This is a genomic window from Pseudohongiella nitratireducens (genome assembly GCF_001642735.1).
In the GTDB taxonomy this organism is placed as follows: Bacteria; Pseudomonadota; Gammaproteobacteria; order Pseudomonadales; family Pseudohongiellaceae; genus Pseudohongiella; species Pseudohongiella nitratireducens.
On sequence record NZ_LWHM01000033.1, the window covers coordinates 232695 to 248526 of the forward strand.

Consider the following 15832-nt stretch of genomic DNA (forward strand, 5'->3'; position numbering starts at 1 on the left):
CATTTTTTCAGACGGTCAACCGCCAATTACAATTTTTTTACAGCTTAGTTGCTCTCAATCTGTTTTCCACGGACCCTGGGTCAGGGGATGCGAATTCTGTTAATGACTGTGTATACTTACAGGGATGAGTATACCATTCGACATGCATTCCAAATTCCAGCCGGCGGGTGACCAGCCCGCAGCCATTGAGACCCTGGTAGAAGGGTTGAATGATGGCCTTCATGCGCAAACCCTGCTGGGCGTAACCGGTTCCGGTAAGACCTTCACCATGGCCAATGTCATTGCCCGGACTCAGCGTCCTGCTCTGGTCATGGCACACAACAAGACACTGGCAGCGCAACTCTATGGTGAGTTCCTGGAGTTTTTCCCCGAAAATGCAGTTGAGTACTTTGTTTCTTACTACGACTACTATCAGCCAGAGGCCTATGTGCCGTCGTCAGATCTTTATATTGAAAAAGACTCGTCGATTAATGAGCATATTGAGCAGATGCGCCTGTCTGCTACCAAGGCGTTACTGGAGCGCCGTGATGTTATCGTGGTAGCAACGGTTTCTGCGATCTATGGTTTGGGTGACCCAGGGTCATACCTGCAGATGGTGCTTCATCTGGATCGTGGTGATCGCGTCGATCAGCGCTACATACTGCGTCGCCTGGCTGACATGCAGTACACTCGTAATGATATGGATTTACAGCGGGCGACATATCGTGTCCGCGGTGACGTTATCGATATTTATCCGGCTGATTCGGATCAGCATGCGATTCGTATCGAACTGTTTGATGATGAGATAGAAGAGCTCAGCTACTTTGATCCGCTGACGGGTGAAGTACTGCGGAGAGTGCCGAGACTCACTGTATTCCCCAAATCACATTATGTGACGCCGAGAGAGAAGGTGATGGATGCACTTGAGTCCATCAAAGTGGAGCTGAATGAGCGTGTCAACAACCTGGAAAAGAACCATCAACTGGTTGAGGCGCAGCGTTTGGCGCAGCGAACAAAATTCGACCTGGAAATGATGAGTGAGCTTGGTTATTGCACAGGCATCGAAAACTATTCTCGTTACCTCTCCGGCAGAAATCCCGGCGAGCCACCTCCGACTTTATTTGATTACCTGCCGCCTGATGCGCTGGTGATCGTTGATGAGTCGCATGTCACCATTCCCCAGATAGGTGCAATGTACAAGGGTGATCGATCCCGGAAAGAAACACTGGTGCAGTATGGTTTCAGGTTACCTTCGGCAATGGATAACAGGCCGCTGCGCTTTGAAGAGTGGGAGGCTCATACCCGGCAGCTGATTTTTGTCTCTGCAACACCTGGCAAGTACGAGAATGAGCGCTCAGCCCAGGTTGTTGAACAGGTGGTGCGGCCGACCGGGCTGATTGATCCGCAGCTGGAAGTGCGTCCTGCAGGAGCTCAGGTCGATGATCTGTTATCGGAAATTCGTCAGATTGTGGTCCGGCAGGAGAGGGTGCTGGTGACTGTGCTGACCAAGCGAATGGCTGAGGACCTGACAGATTACCTGATGGATCATGATGTTCGGGTGCGCTACCTGCATTCTGACATTGATACCGTGGAACGATCAGAGATTATCCGGGATCTGCGCCTGGGGAAATTTGACGTGCTGGTGGGCATCAACCTGTTGAGGGAAGGGTTGGATATACCGGAGGTATCTCTGGTTGCCATTCTTGATGCGGATAAGGAAGGCTTTCTCCGATCAGATCGCTCGTTGATTCAGACCATTGGCCGTGCCGCCCGTAATCTGAACGGTCGGGCAATTCTGTATGCGGATCGCATCACTGGCTCGATGCAGCGTGCCATGGATGAGTCAGAGCGGCGTCGCCAGACCCAACTGGCATTCAATGAGGCGAATAATGTCATTCCTATTGGTGTTAGCAAATCTGTGGTTGATGTGATGGAGGGAGCGCATGCTGCGGTTGGCAAACGTCGTGGTGAAAAGCAGAAGAGAGTTGCCGAAGATGCGGCTGGCTATCAGTCTGCCAATACGGCGGCCATTTCGACAGATGACCCGAAAAAAATTGCTCATGAGATCGACAGAATAGAGGTAAAAATGCTTGAGCATGCCAAAAACCTGGAGTTTGAGCAGGCTGCGGCATTGAGGGATCAGGTTGCCGAGCTGAAGAAGGCGTTAATTGGTGTTTAGCGCGGCTTTCCTGTTGTAGTTTTGTCAAACACCCCCTATAATCGCACTCCTTTGAAAGCGGCACCCCGCGGCGGGTTTGAATGGTATTTGACATTCATGCTCAGAGAGGCGACAAACAGGTCTAGAGGGATGTTTGTGCCGTTGTTTGCAGGCGCGTAGCTCAGTTGGTTAGAGCGCTACCTTGACATGGTAGAGGTCACCAGTTCGAATCTGGTCGTGCCTACCACTTCTTCCTGCCGGGGCAGCTGTCGAAGGGACAGCGCGGTGCAATATCGTAAACCCGGACTCAGACCCTAATCCTATGCCAGTAATCACTCTTCCGGACGGCAGTCAGCGTAGTTTTGACGAAGCTGTCACTGTATTGCAAGTTGCAGAATCCATCGGCAGCGGGCTCGCCCGAGCGTCTCTTGCCGGCCGTGTTAATGGCACCCTGGTCGATACCTCGCACCTGATCACAGACGATTCTGAACTGGCAATCATCACCGATCGTGATGATGACGGTCTGGAAGTGATTCGTCACTCTTGTGCCCATTTGATGGCGCAGGCAGTTCAGCGTCTGTTCCCGGAAGCCCAGGTTACGATCGGCCCGGTGATTGAAGATGGCTTTTATTACGATTTTGCCTATGAGCGCGCATTTACGCCTGATGATCTGAGCAAGATCGAAGCGGAAATGAAAAAGATAGTGAAAGAAGACCTTCCTGTCAGCCGTAGCGTGATGACGCGCGATGAGGCAGTCGCCATGTTCAAAGACATGGGCGAAGCGTACAAGGTCGATATTATTCAGAGTATTCCCGGTGACGAGGCGCTGTCCTTCTACAAGCAGGGCGAGTTTATTGACCTGTGTCGCGGACCGCATGTGCCAAGCACTGGCAAGTTCAAGGCATTCAAGCTGACTTCGGTTGCAGGTGCCTATTGGCGTGGTGACTCCAATAACGCCATGTTGCAGCGTATTTACGGCACAGCATGGCCTGATAAAAAGTCGCTGGCTGATTATCTGTTCCGTCTGGAAGAGCAGCAGAAACGTGATCACCGTAAAATTGGTAAAAAGCTTGGTCTCTTCCACTTTCAGGAAGAAGCGCCGGGCATGGTGTTCTGGCACCCGAAAGGCTGGTCCATTTATCAGACTATCCAGCATTACATGCAGAAAGTGCAAAACGATGCCGGTTACCAGGAAATCCGTACACCGCAGCTGGTCGACTACTCATTGTGGGAGCGTTCAGGCCACGCTGACAAGTTCTCTGACGAGATGTTCAGTGTAGAGTCTGAGAGCCGCATGTATGCCATCAAACCGATGAACTGCCCCTGTCACGTACAGGTGTTTAATCAGGGTTTGAAGAGCTACCGTGATTTGCCGTTGCGTCTGGCTGAGTTTGGTTCCTGCCACCGTTTTGAGCCGTCCGGGTCCATGCATGGCCTGATGCGAGTCAGAAGCTTTACCCAGGACGATGCACATATTTTCTGTGCAGAGGACGCAATTCAGAACGAAGTGGCTGATTTTATGGAGCTGCTGTTCGGTGTGTACCGCGACTTTGGTTTTGATGAGATTATTTTGCGACTTTCCACGCGCCCAGAGAAGCGCGTGGGTAGTGATGAGATCTGGGATCGCTCAGAAGAAGCATTGCGACAGGCGCTGGACAACAGTGGCCTGCCATGGGAATTGTTGCCCGGCGAAGGTGCTTTCTACGGGCCGAAAATCGAATTTTCATTGAAAGACTGCATGGGCCGTATACAGCAATGCGGCACGATTCAGGTCGATTTCTCCATGCCTGACCGTCTTGGCGCCCAGTATGTGGCAGAAGACGGCAGTCGTCAGGTGCCGGTTATGTTGCATCGCGCGATCCTGGGTTCGTTTGAACGATTTATCGGTGTTTTGATCGAGCATTATGCCGGTGCGCTGCCAACCTGGCTGGCTCCGGAACAGGCTGTGATCCTCAATATTACCGATAAACAGGGTGAATATTGCGAAAAAGTACGTAAAATACTGGCAGAAAAGGGTTTTCGTGCCAGTGCGGACTTGAGAAATGAGAAGATCGGCTTTAAAATCCGCGAGCACACTATGCAGAAGGTACCTTATTTGCTGGTGGCAGGAGACCGCGAGATGGAAAATGGCCAGATTTCGGTCCGAACGCAAGATGGACGTGACTTGGGTGTCATGAGTATTGAAGACTTTGTTGCACATATTTCAACGGATGTTGCGCAACTTGGTCGAACAAAGGAATCCCAGGATCACTAAACTATTTTTAAACAGGAGAGAAGACGCTGTCTAATATGAAGAGCAGTTCCAAAAAACCGATCATCAACGAGAACATTGACGCAACTGAAGTTCGGCTAGTGCTGGCTGATGGTGAGCAAAAAGGAATCGTGACGATCGATGAAGCGCGTGAAGCTGCGGCTGAAGCCAAGTTGGACCTCGTATTGATAGCGCCAGATGCTCAGCCCCCAGTCTGCAAGATTATGGACTACGGCAAGCATATCTTCGACCTGAAGAAGCAGAAAGCTGCTAACAAGAAAAAGCAGCGTAAGACACAGCTGAAAGAAATAAAGTTTCGGCCAGGGACGGAAGAGGGAGATTATCAGGTAAAACTACGCAACCTGACACGTTTCCTGACTGATGGGGACAAAGCCAAGGTATCACTGCGATTCCGTGGCCGGGAAATGGCCCATCAGCATCTTGGACTTGAGCTCATGAATCGTATTCGCACCGATCTGGAAGAATACGGCACAGTAGAGCAAATGCCCAAGATGGAAGGTCGCCAGATCATAATGGTCTTGGCACCGACGAAAAAGAAGAAGACCTGAGACTCGTTTCAGGCTTCATTTAACATTACTCAAAGCGCCAGTGATGGCGGAAAATGCGGAGTTGCAGTCAAATGAGCAAGATGAAAACCCATAGCGGCGCTGCCAAGCGCTTCAAAAAAACAGCCACTGGCTGGAAGCGAAAAAGCGCTAACAAAAGCCATATCCTGACCAAAATGACCACCAAGCGTAAGCGTCATCTGCGTGGCACATCACTGGTAGCTGCCAGCGATAAACCGTTGATCGATCGCATGTTGCGTAAAGTCTGATTGAGTGCGTCATAGTTAAAGTATTTTAGGAGAAAGATATGGCTCGAGTTAAAAGAGGCGTTGTTGCACGTCGTCGCCACAAGAAAATTTTAAAGCAGGCTAAAGGGTATTACGGTGCCCGTAGTCGCGTATATCGCGTAGCCTTCCAGGCGGTCATTAAAGCAGGACAGTATGCTTACCGTGACCGTCGCACGAAAAAGCGTATGTTCCGCTCTTTGTGGATCACTCGTATTAACGCCCAGTCACGTGCTAACGGCATGACTTACAGCCAGCTGATCGCCGGCCTGAAGAAAGCCAATATTGCACTGGATCGTCGTGTTATGGCTGATCTGGCTGTGCATGACAAGGCAGCATTTGCTGCCCTGGTAGAAAAGGCTAAAGCCAGCCTGGCACAGTAAGCTGGAGCTGATTCGACAGAGCCGGTTCGGGACCTAGTGCCCGTGCCGGCTTTGTGCATTCATGGTGAGGCGGAATTGACCCATGTCGGAAGTACAGAGTTTAACGGAAACAGCCCTGAAGGATATTGCTGAAGCGAAGGATGAGCGCGCGCTGGATCAGTTGCGTGTCGACTATCTCGGCAAGAAGGGTCAGTTGACTGGATTATTGAAAAGTCTTGGCAAATTACCACCGGAAGAGCGACCTGCAGCCGGTGAGAAAATTAACCAGGCTAAAAAAGAAGTACAGCAGGCTATTGATCAGCAGCGTGAGCAGCTGATTGAGAAGGCATTTGCTGACCAGCTTGCCGCTGAAACACTTGATATCAGTCTGCCAGGTCGCCGCCAGTCTACTGCGGGGTTACACCCGGTAACCCGGACGATTGACCGTATTCAACGTCTGTTTGAATCTGCTGGTTATGAAGTTGCAGAAGGGCCCGAGATTGAGGATGACTACCACAACTTTGAAGCCCTGAATATTCCGGGTCACCACCCGGCAAGAGCCATGCATGACACATTCTATGTGCAACCTGGAACTGTCTTGCGAACTCATACTTCACCTGTGCAGATACGGGTCATGGAAAACAGCAAGCCGCCTTTTCGGATGATTTGCCCTGGTCGGGTTTATCGCTGTGATTCTGATTTGACCCACACGCCGATGTTTCACCAGATTGAAGGCCTGCTCATCGATGAGAACGTCAGCTTTGCCGATCTCAAAGGCACGCTGGAAGACTTTCTGAGAGCATTCTTCGAAGCCGATCTTGCCGTCCGTTTCCGGCCATCTTATTTCCCGTTCACTGAACCATCGGCAGAAGTGGATATGAGCTGTGTGATGTGTGAAGGCAAGGGTTGTCGAGTGTGCAAGAAAACAGGCTGGATTGAGATTCTGGGCTGCGGCATGGTGCACCCCAATGTACTGAAATCTGCCGGTGTCGATAGTGACAAGTACCGTGGCTTTGCCTTTGGTTTGGGTATTGAGCGTATGGCGATGTTACGTTATGGCGTAAATGATTTACGTCTTTTCTTTGAGAACGACTTGAGGTTTCTCAAGCAATTCAACTGATTAGAATTTAATCCGGACAAGCTGGCAGAGCAAGACATCATGAGATTTACCAAGCAATGGATGACAGAGTGGCTGGGACAGCCGTTCGAAACTGAAACACTGATCCGCCAACTCACCATGGCCGGCCTGGAGGTCGATGAGGTTGGTGGTGTCGCCTTTGATTTCAGCGGCGTTGTCGTCGCGGAAGTGACTGAGGTGGTACAGCACCCGGATGCGGATAAATTGCGCGTCTGCCAGGTGAATGATGGTGAGAGTGTTTACCAGGTGGTTTGCGGTGCGCCCAATGTCAGGTCAGGGCTGAAAGTTCCCTTTGCCCGAATTAATGCTGAGTTGGGCAATGATAAAGATGAAAAACCTTTCCGTATTAAAAAGGCGAAACTGCGGGGCGTTGAGTCCTTCGGCATGCTGTGTTCAGCAGAAGAGTTAGGGCTGGCAGAAAGCGCTGATGGCTTGATGGAGCTTGCCAGTGATGCGCCGGTTGGTGAAGATTTTCGCCAGTACTTAAATCTTGATGATCAGTATCTGGAGCTTGACCTGACACCGAACCGTGGCGACTGTCTCAGTATTCGTGGCCTGGCACGAGAAGTGGCAGTGTTGAATCAATTGCCCTATAGCGATTTTGAGCAGGCACCCGTGATTCACTCGGTAGCAGATACTTTTCCGGTTCAGATTGATGCTGCTGATGCCTGTCACCGTTACCTGGGACGCATTATTAAAGGTATTAACATAAAAGCAGAGTCATCACTGTGGATGCAGGAAAAGTTGCGTCGTTGTGGTTTGCGCAGCATCGATCCGGTGGTTGATGTCACCAATTATGTATTACTGGAACTGGGGCAGCCGATGCATGCGTTTGACCTGGCTGAACTGCAGACAGGCATCTATGTTCGCTATGCCACGGGTGACGAATCACTAACTCTGCTGGATGGCAAAGTAGTAACACCGGAGTCTGACACCTTATTGATTGCTGATGCAGAAGGGCCTCTGGCTCTGGCTGGCGTGATGGGCGGGGAGTCCAGTGCCGTCAGCCAGGGAACACAGGATGTTTTCCTGGAATGCGCCTGCTTCAATCCCTTGTCGATTGCCGGTAAAGCGCGCAAATACGGTCTGCACACGGATTCTTCGCATCGATATGAGCGCGGTGTTGATCCGGCGTTGCAGACGCTGGCAATAGAGCGTGCTACTGCATTGTTGCTGGATATTGTAGGTGGTGAGCCAGGCCCTGTCATCGAAGTTACCGGTGACGAAGTGCCTGAGAAGACCGTGACTCTGCGGGCTGACAATGTTGAGCGTTTACTGGGTAAAGCATTCTCGGAAGATGAGATTATTCAGGTATTGGCAGGTCTGGGTGTGGCGCTGCTGGACCGCTCTGGGGATGATCTGGTGTTCACAATACCCAGCTATCGCTACGATCTGGCGATTGAGGCTGACCTGATTGAGGAACTGGCCCGAATCTATGGGTATGAAAATATGCCGGTTCGTCGCCCTTCAGCGCCGATGCGGCTGCAGCCTCAACCTGAAGCGCTTTTGCCGCTACAGCGTTTGCGCTCTCGTTTGGTGGATCTTGGTTATCAGCAAGTGATTACCTACAGCTTTGTTTCGCCCGAGCTGCAAAAGAGTATTCAGCCGCAACCGACACCCGTAGCATTGCAGAATCCGATTTCCTCAGATATGTCAGTGATGCGTACATCATTACTCCCCGGGTTGTTGTCAACCTTGCAATATAATGTCAATCGCCAACAAACACGGGTGCGTATCTTTGAGAATGGTCAGGTGTTCCTGAAAGAAGATGAGAGCAGCGATGAGATCAAGCAACCGGATCGCCTGGCCGGTCTGCTGTATGGTCCACGCACAGAAAAACACTGGTCGGGAACAATAGATAAATCCGATTTTTATGACCTCAAAGGTGATGTGGAAAGTTTGCTCGATTTTGTCTCAGTCAAGGATGAAGTGACGTTTGTGGCTGGTGAACATCCCGCTCTGCATGCCGGTCAGTGTGCTGACGTGCTAATAAATGGTCAGTGTATAGGTCAACTTGGCAAGTTAAATCCACGTCTGCAACGTGAGCTTGATATTTCTGGAGCGGTGTATGTATTTGAGTTGACACTCAGCCCATTGCTGAACACACACATACCTTCGTTTAAACCGATCTCCCGTTTTCCTGAAAGCAGTCGGGACTTGGCCTGTGTAGTAGATAGTAAAGTTCAGGTGGGGGATATGGTGAAAACCCTGGCGGAACTTGCTGGAGAAGATGTCACAGATATTCGGGTTCTGGATGTATTTGAGAGTGATAAATTAGGGCAAGGCAAAAAAAGTGTAGCACTGGGCTTGACCTGGCAGCATCCTTCGCGCACTCTAGGTGACGATGAGATAAATGCGATAATTGATCGCTGTGTCAAAGGCCTGGAAGAGTCTTTTAATGCAGAATTAAGGAACTGAACATGGCAAGAGGCGCATTGACTAAAGCGGAAATGGCAGAACGCCTGTTTGATGAACTTGGTGTTAACAAACGGGAAGCCAAGGAGCTGGTTGAACAGTTTTTCGAAGAGATCCGCATTGCTCTGGAAAGTAATGAGCAGGTGAAACTCTCAGGTTTTGGTAATTTCGACTTGCGTGACAAGAAACAACGCCCCGGCCGGAACCCCAAAACTGGTGAAGAGATTCCCATTAAAGCGCGTCGTGTCGTGACATTCCGTCCTGGCCAGAAGCTAAAGGCAAGGGTCGAGAAATATGCAGGAAGCGAGTGAAGCCCAAGAGCTTCCGCCAATCCCCTCTAAACGCTACTTTACCATTGGTGAAGTGGGGGAGTTATGTGCGGTAAAACCGCACGTACTCCGGTATTGGGAACAGGAATTCCCTCAGCTCAAACCAGTCAAACGCCGTGGTAACCGCCGTTACTACCAGCGCGATGATGTGCTGCTTATCCGTCAAATCAAGTCACTTCTCTATAATCAGGGCTTTACGATCGGTGGAGCGCGTCAGCGCCTGAATGGCCAGACTGTTGAGGAGAAGGTGTGCTCGGCGGTTGAAAAAACTGAGCTGAAACAGATGATTCGCGAGTTGGAAAGCGCAATTGCCCTGCTTTAATTGCGCAACCTGCGATTGCTAAAGGTTCGTAACGATTTGCGTTTAAAAGATGGTTCTGAGCAACAAAACCGTCACAGATTGTGAATTTTCCCTTTACAGAATTTGTCCTGATGATATATTCCTTCCTGCGCCATCAGTCTGGATGCGTGTCATCCGATACTGGTAGCTGCTTAGCAGTTAGCTAAAAATAAGAAGTATAGTCACTGCTCGAGGTAGGTAGTTCTACGGTATCTGGATACTGGCACGTGTGCCAATGGTTTGCTATTTCATCACTATAGACGTGATGTGCTCGCCTCTGTTTACCATTTATACCCCCTCGACTCCGACGACCTGGAAAAATCAAAAGAATTATCAAGGGGTCAGAAAATGAAGTCGAAGTTCCAATTCGAAAATACGCGATTAAATCTGTTATATGCTGCAATTTCAGCATCCATGATGCTGCCCGCTGCGCAACTAAATGCGCAGGAAAGTACACCTGAAGTCGAAGAAGTGGTTGTTACCGGTTCTTTCATTCGCCGTACTGAGGGGTTCCAGGCAGCTTCTCCAATCCTTCAGGTTGATGCTGAAGATATCGCCAGTCAAGGCACGCCAAATATGGGTGATGTGATCAGTAACCTGAGTTTTAACCAGGGCTCATCAATCACGCAAAACTCTTTAACCGGTGCGTCCAGCACGGCAACATCGATTAACCTGCGCGGCCTTGGGGCCGGTGCCACACTGAACCTGGTTGATGGCATGCGAGTTATCGGTACTAACGTCAACACCTTCCTGCCACAAATCGCTATCGGCCGTATGGACATCGTTACTGATGGTGCAGCGGCGCTGTACGGTTCGCAGGCGGTAGCGGGTGTAGTTAACTTTGTGCCTCGCAAGTCTTATGACGGTGTGAAGGTTGAGGTTTACCGTCAGGGTGATGATCGTGGTGATTACACAGATGACCAGGTCAGCATGCTGGCTGGTACTGAATGGAATGGCCTGGATATTGTTATTGCCGGTGAATACAGGACAAATGGCACGCTGAAAATGATCGATCGCCCTGATCAGATGAATGCGGGTTTGACCTCGTCAAGCACACCAAACCCGGGTCGCTACCTGGTACCTGTTCGTGATGAGAACGGTAACCTGACAGGCCAAAACCGCACAATTTCAGATCCAAACTGTGGCGGAGTGCGAGAAGATCCAAGCCAAGTGGGTAATAACCCGAATGGCTTTACCTTCGGTGGTCAGTGCTGGTATGACTTTGGTGAGTTCTGGGACTACCGTGCGGCACAGGACGCCGGCCAGGCATTTGCTCACCTGACGTATGACTTCAGTTCAGATCTGACCATTTCCGGACAGTGGAGCTATTTCAAGCGCCGTTCATTTAACCGTGGTTCACCTTCAAACCCAGGTGGCCGGGTTGGTGAGTTACCAACCATTCGCGGTGAATTGCCCGGCAACCCGTTCCCTGCCGTGGATGCCAACGGTAACCAGTTGTACGCCATGGATAGCAATGGCGACGGTGTGCCGGATCGTGACAGCAGTGGACAGGTTGTTCCTGCTTCAGGTGCAGCAACAGGCATTGCATTTAACGAAGACGTGAGATTTGCAGCATGGCGTCCATGGGGTAAACATGGCACGCTTCCTTCACAACTGGGCGCAGATGGTGCAACCGTTGGTAGTGGTTTGATATCTGGCTGGCGTTCAGCCCTGCGTGCTGACTTTACTGTACCTTTCATTGAGGGTTGGGAAGGTTCGGCAACGTATCTCTACAGTGAGCAGACAGATAACAGTCGTGCTAATAACTTCAGTCTGAGCGCACTGACTCAAGGACTGAACTGTGATGTCGCGAATGATCGTGATGCCTGCTTTAATCCTTTTGTGTCGCCTGACGGTAGTAACCTGAATTCACAGGCTGTTGCGGACTCCACCTATGTACAAAATCGTGTAAACGATGTGGAATCACTGCAAACCTTTGATCTGGTACTAAACGGTGTTATTGCTCCCGGTGGTTTCTCTCTGCCTGGCGGTGATATCGGTGCAGCAATTGGCTACCAGCGTCGCGAAGATCGCTTTGACAACATGCCAAGCCTGCACAGTCTGACTGGTGATGTATTCATTGGTACGCAACTGTTCCCAAACAGTGATGGTCGAACTGTCGATGCCTACTTTGCTGAGTTTGCATTACCGCTGCACGACACCCTGGAAGCACAGGTTGCCGTCCGTAATGAGAAATACAGCACAGGGCAGTCATCCACTGATCCGAAATACGGCCTGGTCTATATCCCGACTAACTGGCTGACACTGCGTGCCACTCAGGGTACTTCCTTCATTGCACCTTCACTGGATCAGTTGAATGCGCCTGAGTCTTGTGGTCTGACTAACGTTTCCGATCCACTGACTAGCTTTGCTGCGTTCACTGCGAACTGTTCTCGTGGTAACCCGGACCTGGTCCCTGAGTCTGCCGAAACAATGAGCCTGGGTGTCACTATTGAGCCAATGGATGGTCTGACTGTGGCCCTGGATTACAGCGAGACAGATTTTGAAGACCGTATTATCAGCTCAACAACGGCTGATATCCTGGCTCGAGATTACTTCAACTTCCAGCAGGCGACTGGCTATAACGGTGCTGATAAACCACCAATGGACCTGGTTGCTGCCTGGGTAGCGAACCCCTTGTCTGATGATCGTATCCAGCGTGATCCGAACAATCTGGCACAGATTGATCGTATTATCACCAGTGACACCAATGCTTCCAAAATGTCTGTTAAAGCATTCGATCTGAAAGTGGCCTACATGTTTGGAACACGTGATTTTGGTACCTTCAACCTGGGCCTGGATGGTACTTATGTTGATAGCTACTCCTATCAATTGTCAGAGGACCGTCCTGAAGTCGAAGCTGTTGGCAATCAGAACGCACTCACAGGTGCCGTACCGCCGATGCCGGAATTCAAGGCTAACGCGAGCCTGGGTTGGTCTATGGATAACCATTCTGCCAACATCATCGTTCGCTATATCGATGAGATCACGTTTGACGCAGACAAGTTCTCGTTCCAGCGTTTGCTGCCATTCAGCAACTATCGTGACGTAAGCGTACTGCGTGCTTCTACCATCACAGACGCCAGCTACACGTATTCTGGTCTGGAAGGTCTGGGTGGCGAGTTTGCATTCACCGTGGGTGCCCGCAACCTGTTTGACCGTCTGCCGCAGAAAGTCCCTATGCTGGGCGGCATGGAGTCCGTGTTGTACGATCCAACAGGCCGCATGGTCTACGGTCGTGTAACATTCGACCTGTAAGTACTTAGCTAGCAGTTATAGAAAAGGCCGTTCACTTGCGTGAGCGGCCTTTTTTTATGTAAGCAACAGAATCTATATTCATGAGTAGCAGTGTGTAAAAACTGCGTCTCCAGAATGCAAAACAGCGGCATTAGCCGCTGTTTCACTACAATTTGGTCGGGACGGCAGGATTTGAACCTACGACCACCACACCCCCAGTGTGGTGCGCTACCAGACTGCGCTACGCCCCGAATTGAGATCGGGCATTATACTGCGCTGGCCATATCTTGCAAGAGTAATGCGATTGAATTCACTCAGTCACTGTGCAGAATAAGCTTCATCTTTAGCCAGTTTGTATCTCATTGGCCTCTGGCACAGGAATTCCTCCTGGAATTGCAATAAAGTCGCCGTTCAGATCACAATTCCATGCATCTCTGCTTGGATCGAACACTGGCTCGTCGTACACTCTCATCTTACTTCCTTGATTCCTTAACCGGACCGCGAAAGGTTCCTTTAATTATGATCCCGCCATTCTCTGATTACACTGTATCGTCCGAGCTGGAAAGCCTGGATGATTCACAGATAGAGAAGTTCTTTCGTGCTGGCAGCACCATCCTTTCGCAAGGAGAGTCTGGCAATTGTGCTTATTTTATTTTAAGCGGTCGTGTATCAATCAGTGTGCGACGCTCAGACAATACCGTTGTAGAAGTTGGTACCCGAAGTGCAGGTAACCTGATAGGGGAAATGGCCATTGTTGATGACGGTACTCGAAGTGCAACGGTTATCGCTATGGATGATTGTCGGTTACTGGAAATTTCCAAGAGCGATTTCTCCAAAGCATTAGCCAATGCCAGTCCTTTGGTCGCGTTAGTGACGCGGCTGATTCTGTTGCGCTATCGCGATGTGTTGCTTCGCACCGAAGACCTCAAAGGTCTTGCCAACCATAGCGATATGCTGGAACAGACGGAAAAGAGCAGTACGGAGCTTAGCCAGGTCCTGGCTTCTGTGAAAGTGGCAAAAGAATTCAGGTTAGCCATCGCCAATGATCAGTTACTGCTGGAATACCAACCCCTGGTTTCTCTGGATAACAGGAAGATTTTGGGAATAGAGGCCTTAATGCGTTGGCAGCATCCGGTTCATGGCCGAATGGCGCCGGATAGTTTCATACCCATGGCCGAAGATACCGGGCTAATTGTAGATGCTACCTGGTGGGTGTTTGAGCATGCCTTGGCTGCACTGCGACGTATCCAGGACCAGACGGGTAACAGAGAGATTTTTGTCAGCGTTAATGTGTCTGCCCAAGATTTCAATGATCCGGCCATGCTGGATCGTTTGTTGCTGATTCTTGAGAAGCATGAGCTGGAAGCACGACACCTGCATCTGGAAATAACGGAGCGTTTGTTACTGCGACAATCTGATCAGGTGAGGGGGCTCCTTAACCGATGTCGGCAAAGTGGCATGTCTATTGCCATTGATGATTTTGGTACGGGTTATTCTGCCCTGAGCTACCTGCATACTTATCCTGTTTCGACATTGAAAATTGATAAGAGTTTTGTTGGTCAGATGCTGGATGACAAACAGGCATTAGGACTGGTTCGTTCCATATTGTCCCTGGGAGACAATATGTCACTGAACGTCTTTGCAGAAGGTGTTGAAACAGAGGAGCAAGCCAAGACCTTGCAGTCGCTGGACTGTAAAATTGCGCAAGGGTTTTATTTCGCGCGCCCCATGCCTGAGAATCAGTTACTCACTACCATAATGGAACAGCACTGAGTGTTTTCATGGCTTGCAGACTGGGTTTCTTCAACCAGCCTGACCGAGGCCAGTAGAGCTTTTCTGGGTAGTGCCAGTGTTGTACCGCCGCTGGTTCAAACCATTCATTTAAGTGGTGTGGTTCTGTTGACTGCCTGCGTCATTTTTCCTTCCATAGGCATATTCACCGCTTCTCCGGTGTTATTTAAATATCACCAGTTTCGGGCCTATGGATTTCGGTGTTTCTGGGTGGCTATCGGAATGATGTTAAGCTCAGGGCTGCCTTTTTTCCTGGCCAGACCTTATCGCTACGCGTCCAACCCGGTGTTCAGTATCAAAGCTGGATTATTGCTGGTGGGTTTGCCTTTGGCGATTGCGGTGTTGCTTATTTATCGTCGACAACTGGAATCGCGTTGGTATCTGAAATTGCTGGCAGTCATAACGATTATGGTATGGGTAGCACTGATACTGGCAGGGCGCTGGATTGCCTATTCTGAGTACCTGTTCTGGCCAGGGGACTTCTAATGCTGGACAGTGAGTTCTGGTTACAACTGGAGTATACCTCGCTCGCTGGTGCGATTGGTGCGACCTGGCTGTTTCCGCTTTTTAATTCACTTCATGTACTTGCCTTTGCCTTCATGCTGGCAGCCTTGTTCTGGCTGGATCTGGGGTTGATGATGGGCCGCTGGCAGCAGGTTCCGGTAAAAGAGACGATGCGCAGCTGGTTGCCCTGGATCTGGGTCAGCTTTAGTGCGTCGGTCGTAACGGGAGGCGCGTTGTTTATTACCCGTGCCAGCGCACATGTGCTGAACCCGGCATTTCAGTGGAAAATGCTGCTCATGCTGGCTGCGGGTTTAAATATGTTGCTTCTGCATCTTAGTCTGCGCAAACTGGCGAGTACAGACGCCCCCGGAACGTTAGCAGCCTGGCAGGCTGGCCTGTCACTGTTGCTGTGGTCAGGTGTTGTACTGTCGGGGCGCTGGATAGGGCATATTGTTTAATATATTGCGCGGTGATAGGT

13 protein-coding genes and 2 tRNA genes are annotated in these 15832 nt (G+C 50.4%); 14 read left to right on the plus strand and 1 reads right to left on the minus strand.

Annotated features, from left to right (window positions below):
• Positions 1 to 142 precede the first annotated feature (142 nt).
• The 11 genes from uvrB (at position 143) to PSCS_RS13615 (ending at position 13080) form a co-directional block, all read left to right on the plus strand.
• Positions 143 to 2158 carry an excinuclease ABC subunit UvrB gene (gene uvrB, locus PSCS_RS13565; RefSeq protein WP_397387475.1) on the plus strand — a complete coding sequence of 672 codons (2016 nt, stop codon included), beginning with the start codon at positions 143 to 145 and terminating at the stop codon, positions 2156 to 2158.
• Between the two features lie 149 nt (positions 2159 to 2307).
• Positions 2308 to 2384: transfer RNA gene (locus PSCS_RS13570), tRNA-Val, on the plus strand.
• A gap of 75 nt (positions 2385 to 2459) precedes the next feature.
• Positions 2460 to 4391 (plus strand): threonine--tRNA ligase, encoded by a 1932-nt coding sequence (gene thrS, locus PSCS_RS13575; protein ID WP_068812620.1) that lies wholly within the window; start codon positions 2460 to 2462, stop codon positions 4389 to 4391.
• Positions 4392 to 4426: 35 nt separating this feature from the next.
• Positions 4427 to 4957, plus strand: coding sequence for a translation initiation factor IF-3 (infC, locus tag PSCS_RS13580; RefSeq protein ID WP_068812621.1), 531 nt, complete (start codon positions 4427 to 4429; stop codon positions 4955 to 4957).
• A gap of 71 nt (positions 4958 to 5028) precedes the next feature.
• On the plus strand, positions 5029 to 5223 hold the full coding sequence (rpmI, locus tag PSCS_RS13585) for a 50S ribosomal protein L35 (RefSeq protein WP_068812622.1): 195 nt from the start codon (positions 5029 to 5031) through the stop codon (positions 5221 to 5223).
• Between the two features lie 38 nt (positions 5224 to 5261).
• The gene (rplT, locus tag PSCS_RS13590) at positions 5262 to 5621 is read left to right on the plus strand and encodes a 50S ribosomal protein L20 (RefSeq protein WP_068812623.1); all 360 of its coding nucleotides are present in this window, start codon (positions 5262 to 5264) and stop codon (positions 5619 to 5621) included.
• A gap of 82 nt (positions 5622 to 5703) precedes the next feature.
• Positions 5704 to 6720 carry a phenylalanine--tRNA ligase subunit alpha gene (pheS, locus tag PSCS_RS13595; RefSeq protein WP_068812624.1) on the plus strand — a complete coding sequence of 339 codons (1017 nt, stop codon included), beginning with the start codon at positions 5704 to 5706 and terminating at the stop codon, positions 6718 to 6720.
• A gap of 39 nt (positions 6721 to 6759) precedes the next feature.
• Positions 6760 to 9156, plus strand: a complete 2397-nt coding sequence (gene pheT, locus PSCS_RS13600; RefSeq protein ID WP_068812625.1) for a phenylalanine--tRNA ligase subunit beta — start codon at positions 6760 to 6762, stop codon at positions 9154 to 9156.
• A gap of 2 nt (positions 9157 to 9158) precedes the next feature.
• Positions 9159 to 9464: an integration host factor subunit alpha gene (ihfA, locus tag PSCS_RS13605; protein WP_068812626.1), complete on the plus strand. Its 306-nt coding sequence runs from the start codon at positions 9159 to 9161 to the stop codon at positions 9462 to 9464.
• The gene (locus PSCS_RS13610) at positions 9448 to 9804 is read left to right on the plus strand and encodes a MerR family transcriptional regulator (protein ID WP_068812627.1); all 357 of its coding nucleotides are present in this window, start codon (positions 9448 to 9450) and stop codon (positions 9802 to 9804) included. Before ihfA ends, PSCS_RS13610 begins: the two co-directional genes overlap by 17 nt.
• Before the next feature lie 366 nt (positions 9805 to 10170).
• Positions 10171 to 13080, plus strand: coding sequence for a TonB-dependent receptor domain-containing protein (locus tag PSCS_RS13615; protein ID WP_068812628.1), 2910 nt, complete (start codon positions 10171 to 10173; stop codon positions 13078 to 13080).
• Between the two features lie 153 nt (positions 13081 to 13233).
• On the opposite strand, the gene PSCS_RS13620 is transcribed toward PSCS_RS13615, so the two are convergent.
• Positions 13234 to 13310: transfer RNA gene (locus tag PSCS_RS13620), tRNA-Pro, on the minus strand.
• 268 nt (positions 13311 to 13578) lie between these two features.
• Between PSCS_RS13620 and PSCS_RS13625 the strand changes: the two genes are divergently transcribed.
• The 3 genes from PSCS_RS13625 to PSCS_RS13635 are packed head-to-tail and all read left to right on the plus strand — an operon-like array spanning position 13579 to position 15812.
• On the plus strand, positions 13579 to 14832 hold the full coding sequence (locus PSCS_RS13625; protein WP_068812629.1) for an EAL domain-containing protein: 1254 nt from the start codon (positions 13579 to 13581) through the stop codon (positions 14830 to 14832).
• Positions 14833 to 15336: a hypothetical protein gene (locus tag PSCS_RS13630; protein ID WP_068812630.1), complete on the plus strand. Its 504-nt coding sequence runs from the start codon at positions 14833 to 14835 to the stop codon at positions 15334 to 15336. It begins immediately after the preceding gene.
• Positions 15336 to 15812 (plus strand): hypothetical protein, encoded by a 477-nt coding sequence (locus tag PSCS_RS13635; protein ID WP_068812631.1) that lies wholly within the window; start codon positions 15336 to 15338, stop codon positions 15810 to 15812. Before PSCS_RS13630 ends, PSCS_RS13635 begins: the two co-directional genes overlap by 1 nt.
• The last annotated feature ends 20 nt before the right edge of the window (positions 15813 to 15832 follow it).

What these genes read in the sequence shown, in the direction of transcription:
- infC (WP_068812621.1), top strand. Translation starts at nt 4,427, where the DNA reads ATGAAGAGCAGTTCCAAAAAACCGATCATCAACGAGAACATTGACGCA.
- PSCS_RS13610 (WP_068812627.1), top strand. Translation starts at nt 9,448, where the DNA reads ATGCAGGAAGCGAGTGAAGCCCAAGAGCTTCCGCCAATCCCCTCTAAA.
- ihfA (WP_068812626.1), top strand. Translation starts at nt 9,159, where the DNA reads ATGGCAAGAGGCGCATTGACTAAAGCGGAAATGGCAGAACGCCTGTTT.
- pheS (WP_068812624.1), top strand. Translation starts at nt 5,704, where the DNA reads ATGTCGGAAGTACAGAGTTTAACGGAAACAGCCCTGAAGGATATTGCT.
- rplT (WP_068812623.1), top strand. Translation starts at nt 5,262, where the DNA reads ATGGCTCGAGTTAAAAGAGGCGTTGTTGCACGTCGTCGCCACAAGAAA.
- pheT (WP_068812625.1), top strand. Translation starts at nt 6,760, where the DNA reads ATGAGATTTACCAAGCAATGGATGACAGAGTGGCTGGGACAGCCGTTC.
- PSCS_RS13615 (WP_068812628.1), top strand. Translation starts at nt 10,171, where the DNA reads ATGAAGTCGAAGTTCCAATTCGAAAATACGCGATTAAATCTGTTATAT.
- PSCS_RS13625 (WP_068812629.1), top strand. Translation starts at nt 13,579, where the DNA reads ATGATCCCGCCATTCTCTGATTACACTGTATCGTCCGAGCTGGAAAGC.
- PSCS_RS13635 (WP_068812631.1), top strand. Translation starts at nt 15,336, where the DNA reads ATGCTGGACAGTGAGTTCTGGTTACAACTGGAGTATACCTCGCTCGCT.
- thrS (WP_068812620.1), top strand. Translation starts at nt 2,460, where the DNA reads ATGCCAGTAATCACTCTTCCGGACGGCAGTCAGCGTAGTTTTGACGAA.
- rpmI (WP_068812622.1), top strand. Translation starts at nt 5,029, where the DNA reads ATGAGCAAGATGAAAACCCATAGCGGCGCTGCCAAGCGCTTCAAAAAA.
- uvrB (WP_397387475.1), top strand. Translation starts at nt 143, where the DNA reads ATGCATTCCAAATTCCAGCCGGCGGGTGACCAGCCCGCAGCCATTGAG.